Source organism: Nocardia sp. CA-120079, assembly GCF_050955745.1.
Lineage (GTDB): Bacteria > Actinomycetota > Actinomycetes > Mycobacteriales > Mycobacteriaceae > Nocardia.
Window position 1 is genome coordinate 5,217,479 of sequence record NZ_CP192088.1, and the last position, 17,686, is coordinate 5,235,164.

Consider the following 17,686-nt stretch of genomic DNA (forward strand, 5'->3'; position numbering starts at 1 on the left):
CTCGTTCCGGCGCGCGGCTCAGTCGGCGACCGCTGGGTCACCGAAAAAGAATTCCTGTGCGTTGTTGTAGAGATAGTTACCCAGCACGTCTTCGGGGAGGTCGAGCGCCAGTGCTTCCGGCACCACCCTGCTCATGCGAAGCACCGGCCAATCCGAGCCGAAGATCACCTTCTGCTTGCCCCGGGTCCGCATGAAATGCACCAGGCTGTCCGGCAGCCGCTTGGGCGACCACGCCGAGGTCATGAGACGAAGATTCTCGTATTTCATGAGCAGCCGAATCGCGATATCCCACCACGGATCGGCGCCGTGAATCATGCACAGCCGAAGCTCCGGGAATCGGAAACACACCATATCCAGGTAAATGGGATTCTGCACTTCACCGGGAATCGGCGGCCCCGGCAGTCCGGTATTCATGCACAATGGCAGACCCAGCTCGGCACATTTGTAGTACAGCGGATAGTAGACCGCATCGGTGGGCGGGTATCGACCGTCGCCCCAGAAACTGGGCCCCGCCGTCGTGTAGACCACCGGCAGATCTTTCACCAGCGCATCGAGTTCACGCAGGGACGGAATCGGATGCAGGAGATCGACCCCGTTGATCGCCAGACCGAATCGGTCCGGCCGCGCTTCCACGAATTTCAGCGCGGTCTTCGACGGTTTCGCCATCGAATACATCAGGACCGCCTTCTCGACGCCTTGCTCGTCCATCTCGTCGAGCAATTCGGCGAGATCGACCTGCGCGTACAACGACGCCGGTCCCTTGAAATAGTCATCCCTGACCTTCAGCATCCAGTCCGGTTGGTCTCGCTCACCGAAATGCACATTGACCAGGCAGTCGATTACTTTGCGCACTGTCATGCCCCAATTTCCTCCGCGACGCCCGGCACCACACGTTTCGCGGCCCAGCGGTAATCAGGCTTACCGTTGCCGAGGCGTCGGATCTCCGCTACGAAAATGAATTCCTTCGGCACCTTGAATCCGGCGAGCTCGAGTTTGCACACTTGCCGCAGTGCGACATCGGTGACGTCCTCCCCCGCCCGAGGGCACACCAACGCGACGACCTCCTGACCCCAGCGCGGACTCGGCCGTCCCACCACCAATGCGTCGAATACCCCCGGATGCGCCCGCAGCACCTCCTCGACCTCTTCGACGAAAACCTTCTCACCGCCGGTATTGACGACCAGCGAATCGCGACCGAGCAGCCGGAGCGTGCCATCGGCATCGACGCTCGCCCGATCACCGGGAATGGCCATGCGCTGCCCATCGATCTCCGGAAATGTCCGTTCGGTGGCCGCGCGGTCGTCGAAATAGCCCAGGGGAACCCGGCCGATTCGTGCCGCCCACCCGATCTCGGTGTCGCCGGGCGCGAGAAAACGGGTCCGGTCCTGTGACACCGCGGTCGCACCGGGGCCCGGGGCGAAAGTCTCGACCTCGGCACCGTGCCGACTACGCCCGAAGGCCATACCGCCGGTCTCCGAGGCTCCATAACCCTCGACCAGCATGACGTGCGGCAGCAATTCGAGCAGTTGCCGTTTGTGCTGCGGGTTGGTCGCCGCTCCCCCGGTCCCGAGCACGAGCAGCGATGACAAATCGTAAGAGCGCGCACGCATTTCACGCACCAGCGGTCCGGCATAGGCGTCACCGACGATCGTCATCAGCGCGGCGTTCTCGCGCTGGGCGGTTTCCAGCGCGATGCGTGGATCGAAGGGATTGCGATCGTCGTACAGCACGACCGTCTGCCCGGCCAGCAGTCCCGCGAGCGCGGTCATGATGCCCGCGGCGTGCGATAGCGGCGACACCGCGAACCAGACCTGCCCGGTCATCCGCGCGAGATCGTGCAGCGCCACCGCGGAGTCGTGATCGGCGCCGTTCATCGATGACACATACAAATCGCTCTGCCGCCACAGCACACCCTTCGGCCGTCCGGTCGTGCCGCCGGTGCACAGCATGACCACATCGTCGGAGGTCGTCGCGATGACCCGGTCGGCGTCACCGAGACGCACCGCGTCCTCGAAAGCCACCGTGCCCGCCGGCTCGGTGGCGTCGCTACCGTCGTCGACCGATATCAGCAGTTCCACGTCGTCCGGTGCGGCCTCGGCTACCACCGGCCCGAACGACCGGTGGTAGACGATGCCGCGCGGCCGAACATAGGCCAGCAACTCCCGGATCTCGCGCGCGGTGTAGTGGTAGTTGATATTCACCGGGACGACACGCGCCTGCACACACCCGATCAGCGCGTCGAGATACCGGTCGTTGCGCATGAGCAGGGCGATGCGGTCCTGACCGCACTCCCACCGGTCGAGCCGGTGCCGCGGGGTGTGCTCACCGAAACCCCGAGCCGCGACGAAGTTCGCGAACCGTCGGGTCCGCAGCGCCGACTCGCCGAAGGTGCTGCGCCGGTCGCCGCAGACGGTCATCGTCCGGTCCGGCACCGCCGCCGCGACAGCGTCGAAGACGGCCCCGATACTCCATTCGGTCAACACGGCCTCGATTTCACGCGGTGGCTGCGACGGGCAGCCCCAGGAATTCGAGAGCGTTGTCGCGCATGATCTTTCGCACGTCGGTCGCGTCGAACGCGGTCAGCTCTTCGGTGAAGTCCACCGGCTCGGCCAGTCCCTCGCCGTGCGGCCAGTCCGAGCCGAACAGAATGCGCTCGGCGCCTATCTTTTCCGCGAGCAGCGGCAGATCGTCCTCGTAGTACGGGGCCACCCACACGTGCTCGCGCAGGGTGTCGACCGGATCGTTCGGGAAGGCGCGCGGCGACTGGTTGGCCAGCTTCTTCATCCGCTTGGCCAGCCGGTGCACGAAGTCCGAGCCGTTCTCGATGCTGGCGGCCCGCAGCTTCGGATGCCGATCGAAGACGCCGTGGATGATCAGTGAGGCCATGGTGTCGTGGATGGCGCGGTCGTCGACGAGGATCTTGTCCAGCGCGTCCCCGGGTCCGAACGGCTCGAACGTATCCTTGCCGCCCCACATGGCGGCGATCTTCAGATATCCGCTGTCGCCGAGGTGGAATGCGACCGGCACATCAGCCTCCGCCAGTCGCGCCCACACCGGATCGTGCGAGCGATCACCGAGCGAGCGCGGCTTGCCGACACCGGGCACGGGGGCGGGCCGGATATGGATGACACGTGCGCCACGCGCCAGCACGAAATCGACCTCGGCGACCGCGGCCGCCGGATCGGCCAGCGAGATCATCGGCGCCGACAGGATCCGGTGGTCGGGCCGGTCGAAACCCCAGTCCTCGTCCAGCCACAGGTTGAAGGCGTGCAAGGACGCCGCCGTCGCCTCGACATCGTCCCTGAGTGCCTCCTCCACGCCGCAGCCGAAGGTCGGGAACATGAAGATCGTTTCGATCCCCTGCTTGTCGAGCACGGCCACGCGGGCATCCCGATCTTGGTATTCGGGCCGCATTTCCAGGCTTTCGACCTGCATCAGCGTCGCCGGATCCACGCCCTCGGGAACCTGACCCCGGAAGATCAGATCCAGGCAGCCCGGCACGATAATCGGGTTGAAGGTGGGATTGGGAATGAACCGGTTCACCCGGTTGCCGATGATCGCCGTGTGGTACTTGCCGTCTTGGACGATCTGCACGCCCCGCCGCCGGAACTTCTTGTCCAGGTGCCGAGTGAACGCGTCCAGCGGCTCGTAGTAGTGGTTGTCGACGTCGATCGCCTGGTAGTCGAGCGCAGTCATCAGCATCCTTTCAATTCGCCGGATGGTCGTTTCGACCTGTCCGATGGCCGGCCCGAGCACCGGCCTGGACGACAGCGGTGCCCGCGGCCTCGCAGCGCGGTCCAAGCTGGCCGAATAGTGCGGTGTGACAGCCCATTCCGGATGCCACCTCCTGCTACCGAGCGACCTGCCGCAGGTCGAATAGATATGTCTACTGTATACCCATCAGTAGCGCATTGCACAAGGGTTCCACCGAAGGCTGACGCCCGGCCGTGGGCACCGACCGTCCAACGCCGAGCGCCCGAGTACCGAACGTTGTTCCGGTACCCGGGCGCTCTCGGTGCGCGTGAGTCAGCAGGCCGTGGATTGACCCCCCTGCAGCGCCAGTAGGCTACAGAAGGTCGTCGCGGCGACCTTCCACTGCGCGCCGTCCTTGACCGCCTGACCGACCTGATCCGGCAGCACCGGATTGCCACCCATCAGCAGGGTGTAGGTGACATCGGCATGGGCGGCGTCGAGCAACTTCACCGCCGAAACCGTGGCGGAGGTGCCCTGCGCCTGCGGGTTGCCCGATTGCGCCTGCAACACCGGCCCGAAGTCCTGCCCCTTCTCCACGGCCGCGATCCGCTGATCCGCCGGCGCCGCGCCGTTGAAGAAGGTCACGTACGCGTCGGTGACCGCCTTGGTGGTCGCCGAATCAGCCTGGGCCACGGCAGCCGTAGCATTGGACGAGGCGGCCGACGTAGTTGCGGCGGTGCTGGAGTCGTTGTCCGAGCAACCGGTCAGAGCCGCGGCCGCGAGGACCGCCAGACCACAACACGCCGCGGCAGTGCGAAGGAATGAATCGCGCATGGAAATCCCATCTCGGAGTACAGCAAAACAGCCATACTGTAATTGATACAGTAATACCGGCGGGCGGAATTCCTTCGAATCCACCCAGGCGATAATAGCGTTATCCTTGTAGAAGAATACGATTATCGGGCAATGTCGCCCGATCGCATGAATGGAGACGACCGTGGTTCGTGACGTGCTGGTAGTCATCGGCGCCGGTGGAATGGGCCGGGCGATCGCGCGGCGGCAGGCCGGTGGCAAACACGTACTGCTCGCGGATTTCGACGAAATCACACTGCGGACCGCCGCGGACGCCATGGCGGACGAGGGTCACACGGTCACCGCCGCGCACGTGGACGTCTCCGCCCGCGAGTCGGTCGCCGAACTAGCCAAAACGGCGCAAGCCCTCGGACCGATCACCCAGATCGTGCACACCGCCGGGCTCTCCCCCGCACAGGCGCCGACGGCGGCGATCCTGCGGGTGGACCTCCTCGGCGTCGGCCTGGTGCTCGAGGAATTCGGCCAAGTCGTCGCATCCGGCGGGGCCGGTGTGGTCATCGCGAGCATGGGCGGATATATGGGCAGCGTGCCCGCGGATCTGGAAGCGGCGCTGGCCACGACCCCCACCGACGAGTTGCTGAACCTGCCCGCCCTCGCCCCCGATGCGCTCGAACCGGGCCCGGCCTACGCAATCGCCAAGCGGGCCAACCATTTACAGGTCCGGGCCGCGAGCGTGCCGTGGGGCGAACGCGGTGCACGGATCAATACCATCAGCCCTGGCGTCATCTCCACCCCGATGGGGCGTCAGGAACTGTCCTCAGCGGTTACCGGAGACGGGATGCGCGCCATGATCGGCATGTCCGCGGCCAAGCGAACGGGCACACCGGACGATATCGCCGCCGCGGCGGCCTTCCTACTCGGCCCGGACGCGGCCTTCGCCACCGGCACCGATCTGCTGGTGGACGGCGGCGTGGTGGCCGCCTTCCTCGGCATGGCCGCCGCCGAAACACATTGATCCGCAGGATAATTCAACTACCGACGCACTCGTCGGGACACAGGCCGCCAGGAGAGGCGCCGAACGCTTGTCCGGCGCCTCTCGATATCCGAGGCCTCCCCCTGCGAGACTCGGTCAGGGCATGATGACAGTGCGGGTCACCGGTTCGGCAGCTGCCTGCCGGGCATAGATTCCCCGTTGCACGGACCGCAGCAGGGCGTTTCGCGTCTCCTCGGGGCTGATGAGTTCATCGAAACCCATATGCGCCGCGGAATGGTAGGACGCCTGCAATTCCATCTCGCGCAGCGAGGCCGCGAGGTCTTCCTCCGCCTGCGACGCATGACTCAGCGCCGCCGCGCTCATCGCGCCCATGGTGGCTCCGGGGTACGCGAAGGTCGCCTCTTGGCCGTCGAACCCGATCAAGGACATCACCATGGAGCCGAACCCGTACGCCTTGCGCAGGGTCAGGTGCACCTTCAGTGTTGTCGCGGCCGTCTGCGCGACGAACATCCTTGCGCCGCTGCGCAATACGCCTTGCCGCTCGGATTCGCCACCCGGCAGCATGCCCGGATTGTCGGCCAGGAAGATGATCGGCAGATGGAAGGAGTCCGCGACCGTAATGAAATGGGCGGCCTTATCGGCGGCGTCGGCATCGATCGAGCCCGCGAGCACTTGCGGCTGATTGGCCACTACGGCAACCGGGTGGCCACCGAGATGGGCCAGCGCGCAGATGATCGCCGTGCCGAAATCGGGCTGCACCTCGAACCAATCGGTGCCGTCGAACACCACGTCCAGCACGGCGCGCATGTCGTAGGTGTGCCGATTGTCGCGGGAGATGATGTCGAGCAGTTCCGGCGTGGCCCGCGGCCCGGTGGAATCGTCGGGAAGGTACACCGGCGGATAGGACCACGCACTCGGCGGGAAGTAGGACAGGTAGCGACGGATCTCGTCCAGCACGGCCTCGTCGGTCTCGGCGAGATTGTGGATCACCCCACTCGGGAGCGCGACGTCCGGCCCACCGAGATCTTCCTTCGAAATGTCCTCGCCCGTCGACATTTTCACCACCGGCGGCCCGGCGGTGAAAATCGCGCCCTGGCGGCTCATGATCGCGAAATCCGATACCGGCGCGATGAGCGCACCATGCCCGGCCGAGGGACCGAGTACCCCGGTGACCATCGGTACTCGGCCGGAGCATTTCGCCTGGGCCAGCAGATCTGTTGGCGTGCGCCCGTAATGGTCGCCGGTGGGCCGGAAACCCGCGCCCTCCAACAGCATTACCAGCGGCACCTTATCGCGCACCGCCAGTTCGGCCAGCCGATATCGTTTGGCGTTGCTGCCCGGCGCGATGGTGCCCGCCAGCGTCGTGAAGTCCTCCGCTCCGACCATCACCGGCAAGCCGTTGACAAGACCCGAGCCGGTCACGATCGCGTCGGCCGCGATCTCACCGCCGACCAGAGTGCCGAACTCCTGGAACGTACCCGGATCGAGCAGCCGTTCGATGCGCGCCCGGGCGTCCAGCTTGCCTTTTCCGTGGTGCTTGGCGACCCGCTCGGGCCCGCCGAGGCCGTGCACATGCGCCCGGCGCCGCTCGAGATCCTCGAGCGTTTCCTTCCAGGTGTGCGCATTCGTCATCGCTGCGTCCTCATCCGTTGATCGTTCGCGTCGGTCGCGCATTCCGGTCACTTGAGGGAGTAGCGAATCGGAAGATGTTTCAGTCCGCCGACGAAGGTTGTCGCCGTTAATTCGGGCACACCGTTCAGCTCGATCGAGCTCAGCCGCGGCAGCAGTTCGGTGAGGAATTTATTGATCTCCATCCGCGCCAGTCCGGCGCCCAGACAGAAGTGCACACCAAATCCGAAGGCGACATGTTTATTGGGCTCGCGCTCGATGTCGAAGCGGAACGGGTCGTCGAAGGCGTCCTCGTCCCGGTTCGCCGACACATACGACAGCAGGACCGATTCCCCGGCGGCGATCGCGACGTCGTGCACCGAGGTGTCCACGGCCGCGGTGCGCATGAAAGCCTTGACCGGCGTGACCCAGCGGATGATCTCCTCGGTCGCCTGCGGAATCAGCCCCGGGTTGTCGCGCAGCAGCGCCAACTGGTCGGGGTGCTCGATCAGCGCGCGCAGTCCACCGGAGATGCTGCTGCTGGTGGTGTCGTGCCCGGCCGTGGCGATGATGGCGTAGTACGACATGGTGTCGACGTCCGACAGCGGCTCGCCGTCGATCCGGGCGTTGGCGATCGTGGACCCCAGATCGCCGGTGGGGTTCTCCCGCCACGACGCTGTCAGATGCTGGAAGTACTGAAACATCTCGAGCAGCGAGTTCATCGTCTCGTCCGAAGGTGTGCTGCGCTTGAGTTCGTCGTCGTCACTGCCGACCAGTTCCTGGGTAAGTTTCAGCATCCGCGGGAAATCGGTCTCGGGGACGCCGAGCAGCGACATGATCACATACAGCGGGAAGTTCACCGCGACCTCTTGGACGAAGTCGCATTCGCCACCGGCGTCGCGCATCTTGTCGACATAGCGTTTCGCGAGTTGTTCGATCCGTTCGCCCATGGCCTTCATGGCTTTCGGGCTGAACCAATCCGCGGCGATCGCGCGCACGATGCGGTGTTGCGGATCGTCCATATGGATCAGCGTGCGAATACCGACCGCGGCCTGCATGTCGTCGGACGCGGCGGTCATCAGCACCGGCCGTGGCCAATTCGTGAACACCTGGTTGGCACGCTCGATCGACATGACGTCGGCATGTTTGGTGATCGCCCAGAATGGTTTGTACCCGGGCACGTCGACGTGCGATACCGGAGCCTTGGCCCGCAGTTCGGTCAATGCGGCGTGCAATCTCGCCTCATCGGCGTAAGCAGCAGGTTCCGCAAGTACTTTCGCGGCTTCGTCGGCGATCGACATACTCATCAGCGGCACTTCCGTTCCGTCACGGCTGGAGGCGGTCCGACCAGTGGCGCACCACGCCACCGGATCGTTGTAGCGGCCATTAGAGTCGTTTATAGTGACCCTTACTGTCAAGCATTCTATAACGCCTCTCGGCGCGACGGAACGGTGGGTATTCATGGCATCCGAGCAACGCAAAGTCGTCGTGATCGGCGCTGGTTCGGGGATCGGCGCGGCAACAGCCGCGCATTTCCACAACCGCGGCGACTACGTGCTGGCGGTCGACCTGCGTCCGAATGAAACTCCAGCGGCACGGCACGAGCAGTGCGATCTGCGCGACGCCTCGGCCATCGCGGCACTGCTGGATCGGATCGGGCCGGGCTGGGATCTGCTGGCCTATGTCGCGGGCGTGCCGGGCACCGCGCCCGCGGCGGATGTCTTGAAGGTGAACTATCTCGGCATGCGACTGACGGTCGAGGGCATGCTGCCGCTGCTGCGCCACGACGGTGCGATCGTCACGGTCGCGTCGGTGGCGGCACTCGGCTGGCAGCTGCGCCTGGACGAGCTCGCACCCCTGCTCGACGCGACCGATGCCGAAACCGTCGAACGCTGGCAGGCGGGCCAGGATCCCGCCTATCCGGTGTACAGCACCTCCAAGCAGGCCGCGATCATCTACGCGAAGCGGTTGGCGCCGACAGCGTGGCAGAAGTACGGAATCCGGGTGAACACGGTCAGCCCCGGGCCGACCGAGACCCCGATCCTCGCCGATTTCGAGACGTCGATGGGCAAGGACGTGCTCGACACGGTGAAGGCCACGGTCGGCAGGCACGCCACCGTGGACGACATCGTGCCGGTGATCGCATTCCTCGGCTCACCGGCGGCGCGCTGGATCAACGGCCAGGACATTCATGTCGACGGCGGATTCGTGGCGCCACTGGTGGCCGGTACGCCGATCCAGCTCTAGCCGACGCCACGTCGGCTCAGCACGTCATCGAGCGTCTAATTGTCTATACTGTATTGATTACAGTATCTTGTACCACCAACCGGCCACGCGCTGTAACGACGTAGAGGTGAGCTGTGGATATCCCCGTTCAAGACAAATCGGCTGCCGCCGAAAGCACTCTCGACTTCCGTGATCCCTACCCGTTTTTCGCCGCCAAGCGGCGCGACGGGGGTGTCTTCCACGGGACGGTCATGGACTATTCCAAGACGCCGGAGTCGCTGCGCCCGTCCGACTCCTACGCCGCCGTCTCTTATACGGCGGTCAGCACGGCGCTGCGCAACAGTCGAGTGTTCAGTTCCAAGCTCTACGACAACACCATCGGCATCTTCATGGGCCCGACCATTCTCGCGATGGACGGGAAAACCCATCGGGCACACCGGAATCTGGTGGCCACGGCGTTCAAGCCGCAGTCACTGATGCGCTGGGAACCGGAGATCGTGCGACCGATCTGCGACGGACTCATCGACGGGTTCACCGAGCGCGGCAGCGCCGATCTGATCGAGGAATTCACCTTCGAATTTCCGACCAGGGTCATCGCGCGCCTGCTCGGCCTCCCCGAAGAGGATCTGCCGTTCTTCCGCAAGGCCGCCGTGGCGATCATCAGCTACGCCAACAAGGTGCCCGAAGCGCTGCAGGCATCCAACGATCTGAAGGAGTACTTCCTCGGGCATATCGAGCAGCGGCGGTCCAAGCCGACCGACGACATCATCGGTGATCTGGTGAGCGCCGAGGTCGACGGGGAGAAGCTGACCGACGAGGCCATCTACTCGTTCCTGCGGCTGCTGCTGCCCGCCGGACTGGAGACCACCTACCGGTCTTCCGGAAATCTGCTGTACCTGCTGATGCGGCATCCGGAACAGTTCGAGGCGGTGCAGCGCAATCATGACCTGATCGCACAGGCCGTCGAGGAGGGGCTGCGTTACGAAACGCCGCTCACCCTGGTGCAGCGGTACGTGACCGAGGACACCGAACTGGAGGGTGCCGCCATTCCCCGTGGGGCGGTGCTCGACCTGTGCCTGGGTTCGGCGAACCGCGACGAGAACCGCTGGGAGCGACCGGAGGAATTCGACATCTTCCGCACCCATATTCCGCACATCAGCTTCACCGCCGGGGCGCACACCTGCCTCGGCCTGCATCTGGCTCGGATGGAGACCCGGGTCGCGATGGAATCCCTGCTCAGTCGGCTGACCGGATTCACCCTGGTATCCGATGGCGATCCGCACATCTTCGGGCAGCCGTTCCGCTCACCCAACATGCTGCCGGTCACCTTCGATGTGATCGCCTGAGCCGCAGCGGAATCCAACGACATGGACACTACGAGGAGCATGTGATGGTCGACCGTAATCGCTTCGATCTATCGGGCCGGGCAGCGTTGGTCACCGGCGCCGGCGGCGGAATCGGCGCCGCCGTCGCCACGGCGCTGGCCGACCAGGGCGCCGCCGTCCTGGTCACCGATCTCGACGCGGCGGCAGCGGCGAGCACGGCCGAGAAGATCGTCGCCGACGGCGGGCGAGCCGCGAGCGCCGCACTGGACGTCCGCGACGCGGGGGCCGCCGATGCGGCGGTCGCCGCCGCGGCGGAGCTGGCCGACGGCATCTTGCACATCGTGGTGAACAACGCCGGGGTGACCGCGCCCGCGATGTTCGCCGATACCACCGAGGAGTCGGTGCTGCGGCTGGTCGATATCCACGTGCTCGGCGCATTCCGGTGCGCGCGTGCGGCATTGGAATACCTGCCGACCGACGGGACCGGCCGCATCATCAACGTCACATCGTCGGCCGGTTTGGCGGGCGCGCTCGGGCAGGTCAATTACTCGGCGGCTAAGTCCGCCATCGTCGGGCTGACCAAATCACTCGCCCGCGAGCTGGCGCGCAAACAGATCACCGTCAACGCGCTGGCGCCCGCGGCCGCCACTGCTATGACGGCCAAGATCCGCACCGATCCGAAGTTCGCCGACAAGATGCTCGATCGCATTCCGATGCGGCGGTGGGCCGAACCGGATGAGGTCGCCGGGGCCTTCGTATTTCTGGCCTCCGATGCCGCCGCCTACATCACCGGTCAGGTACTGCCGGTGGACGGTGGCCTGGTGATGTGATGGCCGATCCGACCGCGGGCCCGCTCGCCGGAGTCACCGTCGTGGCCCTGGAGCAGGCCGTCTCCGCTCCCATGTGCACCCGCACGCTGGCCGATTTCGGAGCCAGGGTGATCAAGATCGAGAACCCGCGCGGTGGCGACTTCGCCCGCAACTACGACGATGTGGTGAACGGGCTTGCCGCGCATTTCGTTTGGGTGAACCGGGGCAAGGAATCGGTGACGCTCGACCTCAAAGATCCGGAGGGGATAGCGGTCCTGCACCGGTTGCTGGATTCCGCCGACGTATTCGTATCCAATCTGGCACCGGGCGCGACGGCCGCACTCGGCCTGGCCACAGACGAACTGGCGTTGCGGCATCCGGACGTGATCGCGATGGAGATAGACGGCTATGGCCCAGGCGGGCCGCTGTCTCACAAACGAGCCTATGACCTGCTGATCCAAGCCGAATCAGGGGTCTGCGCGGTCACCGGATTCCCGGATGCCCCGGCCAAACCCGGTCCGCCGATCGCTGACGTGTGTTCGGGCCTGTACGCGGCGTTGACGATCGTGGCGATGATCTGCGGCAGACGAGCGTCGCGCGAGCCCGCGACGAAACCAGCCGCGGCGTCGGTGAGCCTGTTCGATACCGCGGCCGAACTGATGGGGTACGCGCTCAACTACACCCGGCACACCGGAATCGATCAGCAGCCGCTCGGCATGAGTTCCCCGGCGGTCGCGCCATACGGCGCCTATCCCACCGGCGACGGCCGCACCGTGGTGCTCGGCACGACGAACGACCGAGAATGGCAGCGCCTCGCTCGCGACATTCTGAACCGGCCCGATCTCGCCGAGGATCCGAGATTCACCACCAACGCCGGACGGGTGCGCCACCGCGCCGAACTCGATGCCACGATCGCGCAGTGGTGCGCGCGGCACGACCTGGCCACCGTCCAGCTGTGCGCCGACGCGGCCGGAATCGGGAACTCCCGCTACAACACCCCCACCGACGTGATCGCCCATCCACACCTCGCCGCGCGCCGACGCTGGCGTCCGATCGAGACACCCGCCGGTCCGGTACCGGCCCTGCTGCCGCCGCCCGTCATCGCCGGATACGAACCGCCCATGGGCGCGATCCCCGCATTGGGGCAGCACACCGAAACCGTCCTGGCCGCAGCCGGATTCAGCGCCGACGACATTGCTCGCCTACGTGACCGCGGTGCCATCGGGCCCGGTGCCGACCAACCCGTCCGCTGATTACGGATATGAAAGGACGAGATTGTGACCGAGCGCAGCGAGGGAACCATAAGCACAGCACCGCCGGTCACGGCAGAGCCGAGCGACAGCGAGGTGGAGCTGTGACCGAGCGCAGCGAGGGAACCATAAGCACAGCACCGCCGGTCACGGCAGAGCCGAGCGACAGCGAGGTGGAGCTGTGACCGAGCGCAGCGAGGGAACCATAAGCACAGCACCGCCGGTCACGGCGGAGCCGAGCGACAGCGAGGTGGAGCTGTGACCGATGAACCGGTATTGCTCACCGAACAGGTGGGCGCGGTGCTGACGCTGACGCTGAATCGCCCGCACCGTAAGAATGCGCTCACCCGCGAGGTGTGGGCGGGGCTACGCGAGGAGTTCCGCCGGATCGCGCACGGTCATGACGTTCGCGCCGTGGTCCTGACCGGGGCCGAGGGCACCTTCTGTTCGGGCGCCGACATCTCCGATGCCGCGGGCATGGATGAATTCCCGGATCCCAGCCGGGAGTTGCGCACCATCAACGAGGTTGTGCAGCAATTGCACGACCTTCCCGTGCCCACGGTCGCGAAGGTGCGCGGGGTGGCGGCGGGTGCGGGGTGGAATCTCGCGCTCGGATGCGATCTGGTGGTGGCGACGCCCGACGCGCGGTTCTGTCAGATCTTCAGTCGGCGGGCACTGTCGCTGGATTGCGGGGGCTCCTGGCTGCTGCCCAAACTCGTCGGCCTGCAGCAGGCCAAGCGCCTGGCATTGCTGGCCGACATGATCGGAGCCGCGGAAGCGCATGCCCTCGGACTCGTGACATGGATACAGCCCGACGAGGCTGTCGACAAGTTCGTCGATGAGCTGGCGGTGCGGCTGGCCGCCGGGCCGCCGTTGGCACTCGCTCAGACCAAGGCGCTGTTGAACGACGGGACGGATCGGACGATGCGCGAGGCGCTCGCCAACGAGGCGCGCGCCCAGACCATCAACCTGTCCGGCGCCGACGTCATCGAGGCGTTCGCGGCGTTCGCCGAGAAGCGCGACCCAGTCTTCACCGGGGCATGGGGTACAGGAGGTTAGCCATGGCAAAACGGATCACCGTCGAGCGACGGCAGCGACGCGAACGCGGCTCGCTGAATCCGGAGGACATCATCGATGGCGCCTTCGAACTCGCGCAACAGGTTTCGATCGACGGCCTGAGCATGCCGCTGTTGGGTAAGCATCTCAATGTCGGGGTCACCAGTATCTATTGGTACTTCCGTAAAAAGGACGATCTGCTCAACGCGATGACCGACCGCGCGCTGCGACTGTATGTGTATGCCGTGCCCTATCCGTCCGTCGAAGCGGACAATTGGCGTGACACGCTGGGCAACCACGCACGCACCATGCGCCGCACCTTCCTGGCGAGCCCGATTCTCTGCGATCTGATTCTGGTCAGATCGGCGCTGAGTCAGCACGCCGGTCGGGTGGGTGCCGAGCAGGTGGAGCGCACGGTGGCCAGCCTGGTGGACGCGGGCCTATCGGTCGAGCAGGCCTTCGACATCTACTCGGCGATCAATCTGCACATCCGCGGATCGGTTGTGCTGCAACGGCTCTACGACAAGAACCAGGAGCTGGACGCGCAGGGCCGTGCATACTACGACAGCATTCTGGTCGAGCCGGAGACCACACCGCTGCTCGCCGAGGCCATGGCCAAAGGCCTGCGATCGGGTGCCCCGGACGACCGGAATTTCGAATACGGTCTGCGCTGCATCCTCGATCACGCGAGCCTGCTGATCCAGTTGAATTCGTCGGCACACGCGAATTCGGCCGCGTCGGACCGACCTGGCGAGGCCGCCTCGTAGGACATCCGAAACAAGATTCGTCGTCCCGGCCGGGCACCCGCCTGCCGGGACGACGAATTTGTCCGGCTAGTGGACGATTCCCGCCGTGCTGGATTTGCGCCCGTGTCGCATGACGATCGCGATGACCAGCGCGACCAGCGCCAGGGCGCCCATCGTCCAGAACGTGAGCACATACGCCCTATCGGCGAACACCTGCGGAATCGGTTGGGCCACTGACCGATTCATGACATTAATATTGGCCGTGACGGGGTTCGCGGACTGGTACGCGGCCATGATCGCACCCCCGATCGCCGCGCCGACGCCCATCGCCACACCGAGCATGCCGGATCCGATACCCTGCTGTTCCTCGGGCAGCGCGTCGACCATCATGATCGACGCGGCGGCGAAGAACATGCCGAACCCGATCCCGAAGATCCCGTTCAGCAGACGGAAGAGCGCCCAACTGTAGTGCGGCGTGGCGAATGCGAATCCCACTCCCGCGCCGATCATCACCACGCACGCGATGATCGCCGGGATCCGCGCGCCGACGCGGCGGCAGAGGATTCCGGCCACCGGCCCGAACACCATGCTCACCACGCCCGCCCAGATACCCAAGTGCGTCGCGAACGACAGCAGGCCGAAACCGCTGCCGTAGTGGTAGGTGGGATCGAGCGATACCTGCACCAGCTGCAGCGGCAGCGTCATCCCGGTCATCTCGTGCGCCTTGTCGACCGCGGCCTGGGCGACGGTGTGCCGCAACTCATCCGAGCTGGGTGTCTGGCTCATGTAGCCCAACGCGGTCGCCACCACGAGCAGCATGCCCGCGGCGAACAGCATCATCAGCATGGTGAGGCTGACCTTCGGGTTGCGCAGCAGCCTCATGTCCATGATCGGTCGGCGGGATCGGGATTCGATCACGACGAACAGCACGACCAGCACCAGCCCGACGAGCACCCACGCCAGCGAGGAGATCCGGCCCCAGCCCCAGTCCTGTCCCTTGGACAGGTACAGCAGGATGCCGAAGATGCCGGCGGACAGCATGATGATGCCGAAGGGCTGGATCGGCTCACGCACGCGCAGCTTGGATTCCGGGACGACGATCGCGAACAGCGCCATCACGACCGCCGTGTAGACCACCAGGAACCAGAACAGCGCACGCCAGTCGTAATGGTCCACCAGGGCACCGGCGATGATCGGGCCGAGCAGGCCGGAGACCCCGACGCCGCCGGCCACCACGCACAGGCCGATCGACAGGTGCTTGCGCGGCAGCAGGTCACGCACGAGGCCGTAGCTCAACACCAGGGTGGCGGTGGAGAACGCCTGCAGCCCCCGTCCCACGAGGAAGAGCGCCCAGTCCGAGGTCACGGCATCGATCAGGCTCCCGATCAGGAACAACGCACCGCACAGCAGGTAGATGCGCTTCTTGCCCCACATATCGCTCAGCTTGCCGAGTAGCGGCGTCGCGGGGCACCGATGACGCCGGTGATGATGATCGCCCAGTTGATATCGGCGCCGACGGTCGAAAACGTCGTCGTCATCTTCTGCAGCGCCGCGCCGACCATGACGGTCTGGAACGCCGAGGTCTCGGTGAGCAGCACAATTGCCGTGAGCACGGCGACGACCCGCACACCCGAGGCGCCGTCGAGCCGCCCGGTGTCGGCTTGTGCGGTGCCCTCGGGTAGCGGAGTGGTAATGGTGGCCATAGGCCCTCCCAGAGTGAGAACTATGAATACGTCACGGGCGATGCCCGCCTGGACCGACGGGCTGGGCAAGACCGCCGCGCCGTCAGTTACTGAGCTTATTACAGTTCATAGCTCTGTTGGTATTTCTGTAAAACTTTCTGCAAATGCAACCGTGAGAATATTTTCGGTCACTCTTCCACGTCCGGCGTACCCGGCCAGGGGCCGTTGAACTGGCTTTATTACGACACAGTCCGCGACCGGCGGCCCCCATGCCGGGGTACGCCGGTCGCGGCGGTAGAACCGCGCAACGGTGGCGGGTCAACCTATCCTCACCCCACCAGATCGGGGGCCTTCCACAGCGGAAAGACGCGGTCCGGATCGCATTGTTCGTCGACGATCCATTTGCACATCCGCCGGATCGGTTCCATCGCGTCCTGCGGAATCGTGAAATTCACACTGGCCGCATATCCGAGTGAGGTGAGCCGTTGCGCGCCGAACAGCGGAAGGCGATCGCGCAGTTCGGTTTTCAGCGACTCGGGATAGATTCCGATCGTCTGCGTATAGGCGTTGACGGCGTCGGTCACCTTGTCGATGCTGTCGACCGGGACGATATTGGCGACCCGCCCGGACAGCATCATCGAATAATGCACCGGCTCGTCGAGTTGGGACACGACGATGGCACCCTCGCCATCCTCGCCGCCGTAGACGCGGTACCAGTCGTCGTTCAACCGCGACCCCTCGACATGCTCGAGCAGCGTGCGGTTGACGACCTTCGGCTTGGTGCTCAGTGATCCGGGCAGGCGCAGCATCGATTCGTAGACGAGTTCACCGAGTCGATTGGCCCGTTCCAATCCCTGCTCATCGGTGCCGCTGAGCACGTAGATGACCCGGGCGTTGACGCAACCCTCCTGGTTGCCCGCACCGACGTCGCAGGCCGCGCGCACGGCCACCTCGCGCAGAGTGTCCTCGCTCTCGAACGCCTCGGATCCGATGATTGTCGCGCTGCGCTTGGGATCGAGCGAGATCAGCTCCAGTCCCGGCTGGATGTACTTCGTCACGTGCTTGACGGAGGCGAAACCGCCCCAGGCGACGATCTTCTCGATGTGCTCGGGCTTGTAGAGCTGCTCCTCGAAGGCGGTGTCGCCGCCCTTCCAGTAGCAGCGGCAGCGCACTGACGTACTTGTGCGGATCCGGCGCCTGGAAGCTGTGCTCGAGACGGGTGCCGAACGGAACCAGATCCTCGGTGATCACCTCACCGCGAATGAACAGCGGAACGGTGAAAGCACTCATGACTGGAACTCCTCGAGAAAGTCGATGGCCTCGTTGTGGACCTCGTGGCTGGCCGCGCACGAGATGCGGTCGTCGTCGACGCCCTGCTTCTCGCTGAAGCGGACGATGTGGTTTTCGAGGGCGACTGTGGTTCGGCCACAAGGACATTCGAGCGACCAGTCGACAGTCACCTCGTCACCGGTGATCACGCCGCC

General features: G+C 65.2%; 17 protein-coding genes. 7 read left to right on the top strand and 10 right to left on the bottom strand.

Features of this window, described 5'->3' with window-relative positions; translation table 11 throughout:
- Positions 1 to 18: 18 nt before the first annotated feature.
- From ACQPYR_RS24010 to ACQPYR_RS24025, 4 genes are all read right to left on the bottom strand, one after another.
- A complete protein-coding gene (locus tag ACQPYR_RS24010; protein ID WP_433621208.1) occupies positions 19 to 858 on the bottom strand; it encodes an amidohydrolase family protein in 840 nt (279 codons plus the stop codon).
- Positions 855 to 2,480, bottom strand: coding sequence for an AMP-binding protein (locus ACQPYR_RS24015; protein ID WP_433635228.1), 1,626 nt, complete (start codon positions 2,478 to 2,480; stop codon positions 855 to 857). Before ACQPYR_RS24015 ends, ACQPYR_RS24010 begins: the two co-directional genes overlap by 4 nt.
- Before the next feature lie 13 nt (positions 2,481 to 2,493).
- Positions 2,494 to 3,696, bottom strand: coding sequence for an amidohydrolase family protein (locus ACQPYR_RS24020; protein WP_433621209.1), 1,203 nt, complete (start codon positions 3,694 to 3,696; stop codon positions 2,494 to 2,496).
- Between the two features lie 330 nt (positions 3,697 to 4,026).
- A complete protein-coding gene (locus ACQPYR_RS24025) occupies positions 4,027 to 4,716 on the bottom strand; it encodes a hypothetical protein (RefSeq protein WP_433621210.1) in 690 nt (229 codons plus the stop codon).
- Between ACQPYR_RS24025 and ACQPYR_RS24030 the strand changes: the two genes are divergently transcribed.
- Entirely contained in the window at positions 4,691 to 5,521 is an 831-nt protein-coding gene (locus tag ACQPYR_RS24030; RefSeq protein ID WP_433621211.1) for an SDR family oxidoreductase, read from the top strand. The genes ACQPYR_RS24025 and ACQPYR_RS24030 overlap by 26 nt on opposite strands.
- 114 nt (positions 5,522 to 5,635) lie before the next feature.
- Here ACQPYR_RS24030 and ACQPYR_RS24035 read toward each other — a convergent pair whose 3' ends face one another.
- Positions 5,636 to 7,132 carry an acyl-CoA carboxylase subunit beta gene (locus ACQPYR_RS24035; RefSeq protein ID WP_433621212.1) on the bottom strand — a complete coding sequence of 499 codons (1,497 nt, stop codon included), beginning with the start codon at positions 7,130 to 7,132 and terminating at the stop codon, positions 5,636 to 5,638.
- Between the two features lie 47 nt (positions 7,133 to 7,179).
- A complete protein-coding gene (locus ACQPYR_RS24040) occupies positions 7,180 to 8,415 on the bottom strand; it encodes a cytochrome P450 (protein WP_433621213.1) in 1,236 nt (411 codons plus the stop codon).
- Positions 8,416 to 8,569: 154 nt separating this feature from the next.
- Here ACQPYR_RS24040 and ACQPYR_RS24045 point away from each other — a divergent pair, with 154 nt between their 5' ends.
- From ACQPYR_RS24045 to ACQPYR_RS24070, 6 genes are all read left to right on the top strand, one after another.
- A complete protein-coding gene (locus ACQPYR_RS24045) occupies positions 8,570 to 9,355 on the top strand; it encodes an SDR family oxidoreductase (protein WP_433621214.1) in 786 nt (261 codons plus the stop codon).
- Positions 9,356 to 9,468: 113 nt separating this feature from the next.
- Positions 9,469 to 10,680, top strand: a complete 1,212-nt coding sequence (locus ACQPYR_RS24050) for a cytochrome P450 (RefSeq protein ID WP_433621215.1) — start codon at positions 9,469 to 9,471, stop codon at positions 10,678 to 10,680.
- Between the two features lie 44 nt (positions 10,681 to 10,724).
- Complete coding sequence (locus ACQPYR_RS24055; protein WP_433621216.1) at positions 10,725 to 11,489, top strand: SDR family NAD(P)-dependent oxidoreductase; 765 nt, start codon at positions 10,725 to 10,727, stop codon at positions 11,487 to 11,489.
- Complete coding sequence (locus ACQPYR_RS24060; protein WP_433621217.1) at positions 11,489 to 12,721, top strand: CaiB/BaiF CoA transferase family protein; 1,233 nt, start codon at positions 11,489 to 11,491, stop codon at positions 12,719 to 12,721. The genes ACQPYR_RS24055 and ACQPYR_RS24060 overlap by 1 nt, the downstream gene beginning before the upstream one ends.
- A gap of 255 nt (positions 12,722 to 12,976) precedes the next feature.
- Positions 12,977 to 13,777, top strand: coding sequence for an enoyl-CoA hydratase/isomerase family protein (locus tag ACQPYR_RS24065; protein ID WP_433621218.1), 801 nt, complete (start codon positions 12,977 to 12,979; stop codon positions 13,775 to 13,777).
- Between the two features lie 2 nt (positions 13,778 to 13,779).
- On the top strand, positions 13,780 to 14,541 hold the full coding sequence (locus tag ACQPYR_RS24070) for a TetR/AcrR family transcriptional regulator C-terminal domain-containing protein (RefSeq protein ID WP_433621219.1): 762 nt from the start codon (positions 13,780 to 13,782) through the stop codon (positions 14,539 to 14,541).
- A gap of 66 nt (positions 14,542 to 14,607) precedes the next feature.
- Here ACQPYR_RS24070 and ACQPYR_RS24075 read toward each other — a convergent pair whose 3' ends face one another.
- The 4 genes from ACQPYR_RS24075 to ACQPYR_RS24090 all read right to left on the bottom strand — a co-directional run bounded on the left by ACQPYR_RS24075 (position 14,608) and on the right by ACQPYR_RS24090 (position 17,680).
- Complete coding sequence (locus ACQPYR_RS24075; protein ID WP_433621220.1) at positions 14,608 to 15,954, bottom strand: MFS transporter; 1,347 nt, start codon at positions 15,952 to 15,954, stop codon at positions 14,608 to 14,610.
- Between the two features lie 5 nt (positions 15,955 to 15,959).
- The gene (locus ACQPYR_RS24080) at positions 15,960 to 16,223 is read right to left on the bottom strand and encodes a hypothetical protein (RefSeq protein ID WP_433621221.1); all 264 of its coding nucleotides are present in this window, start codon (positions 16,221 to 16,223) and stop codon (positions 15,960 to 15,962) included.
- A 308-nt stretch (positions 16,224 to 16,531) separates the two neighbouring features.
- Positions 16,532 to 17,374 (bottom strand): acyl-CoA reductase, encoded by an 843-nt coding sequence (locus ACQPYR_RS24085; RefSeq protein ID WP_433621222.1) that lies wholly within the window; start codon positions 17,372 to 17,374, stop codon positions 16,532 to 16,534.
- A gap of 114 nt (positions 17,375 to 17,488) precedes the next feature.
- Positions 17,489 to 17,680 (bottom strand): hypothetical protein, encoded by a 192-nt coding sequence (locus tag ACQPYR_RS24090; RefSeq protein ID WP_433621223.1) that lies wholly within the window; start codon positions 17,678 to 17,680, stop codon positions 17,489 to 17,491.
- Between the last annotated feature and the right edge of the window lie 6 nt (positions 17,681 to 17,686).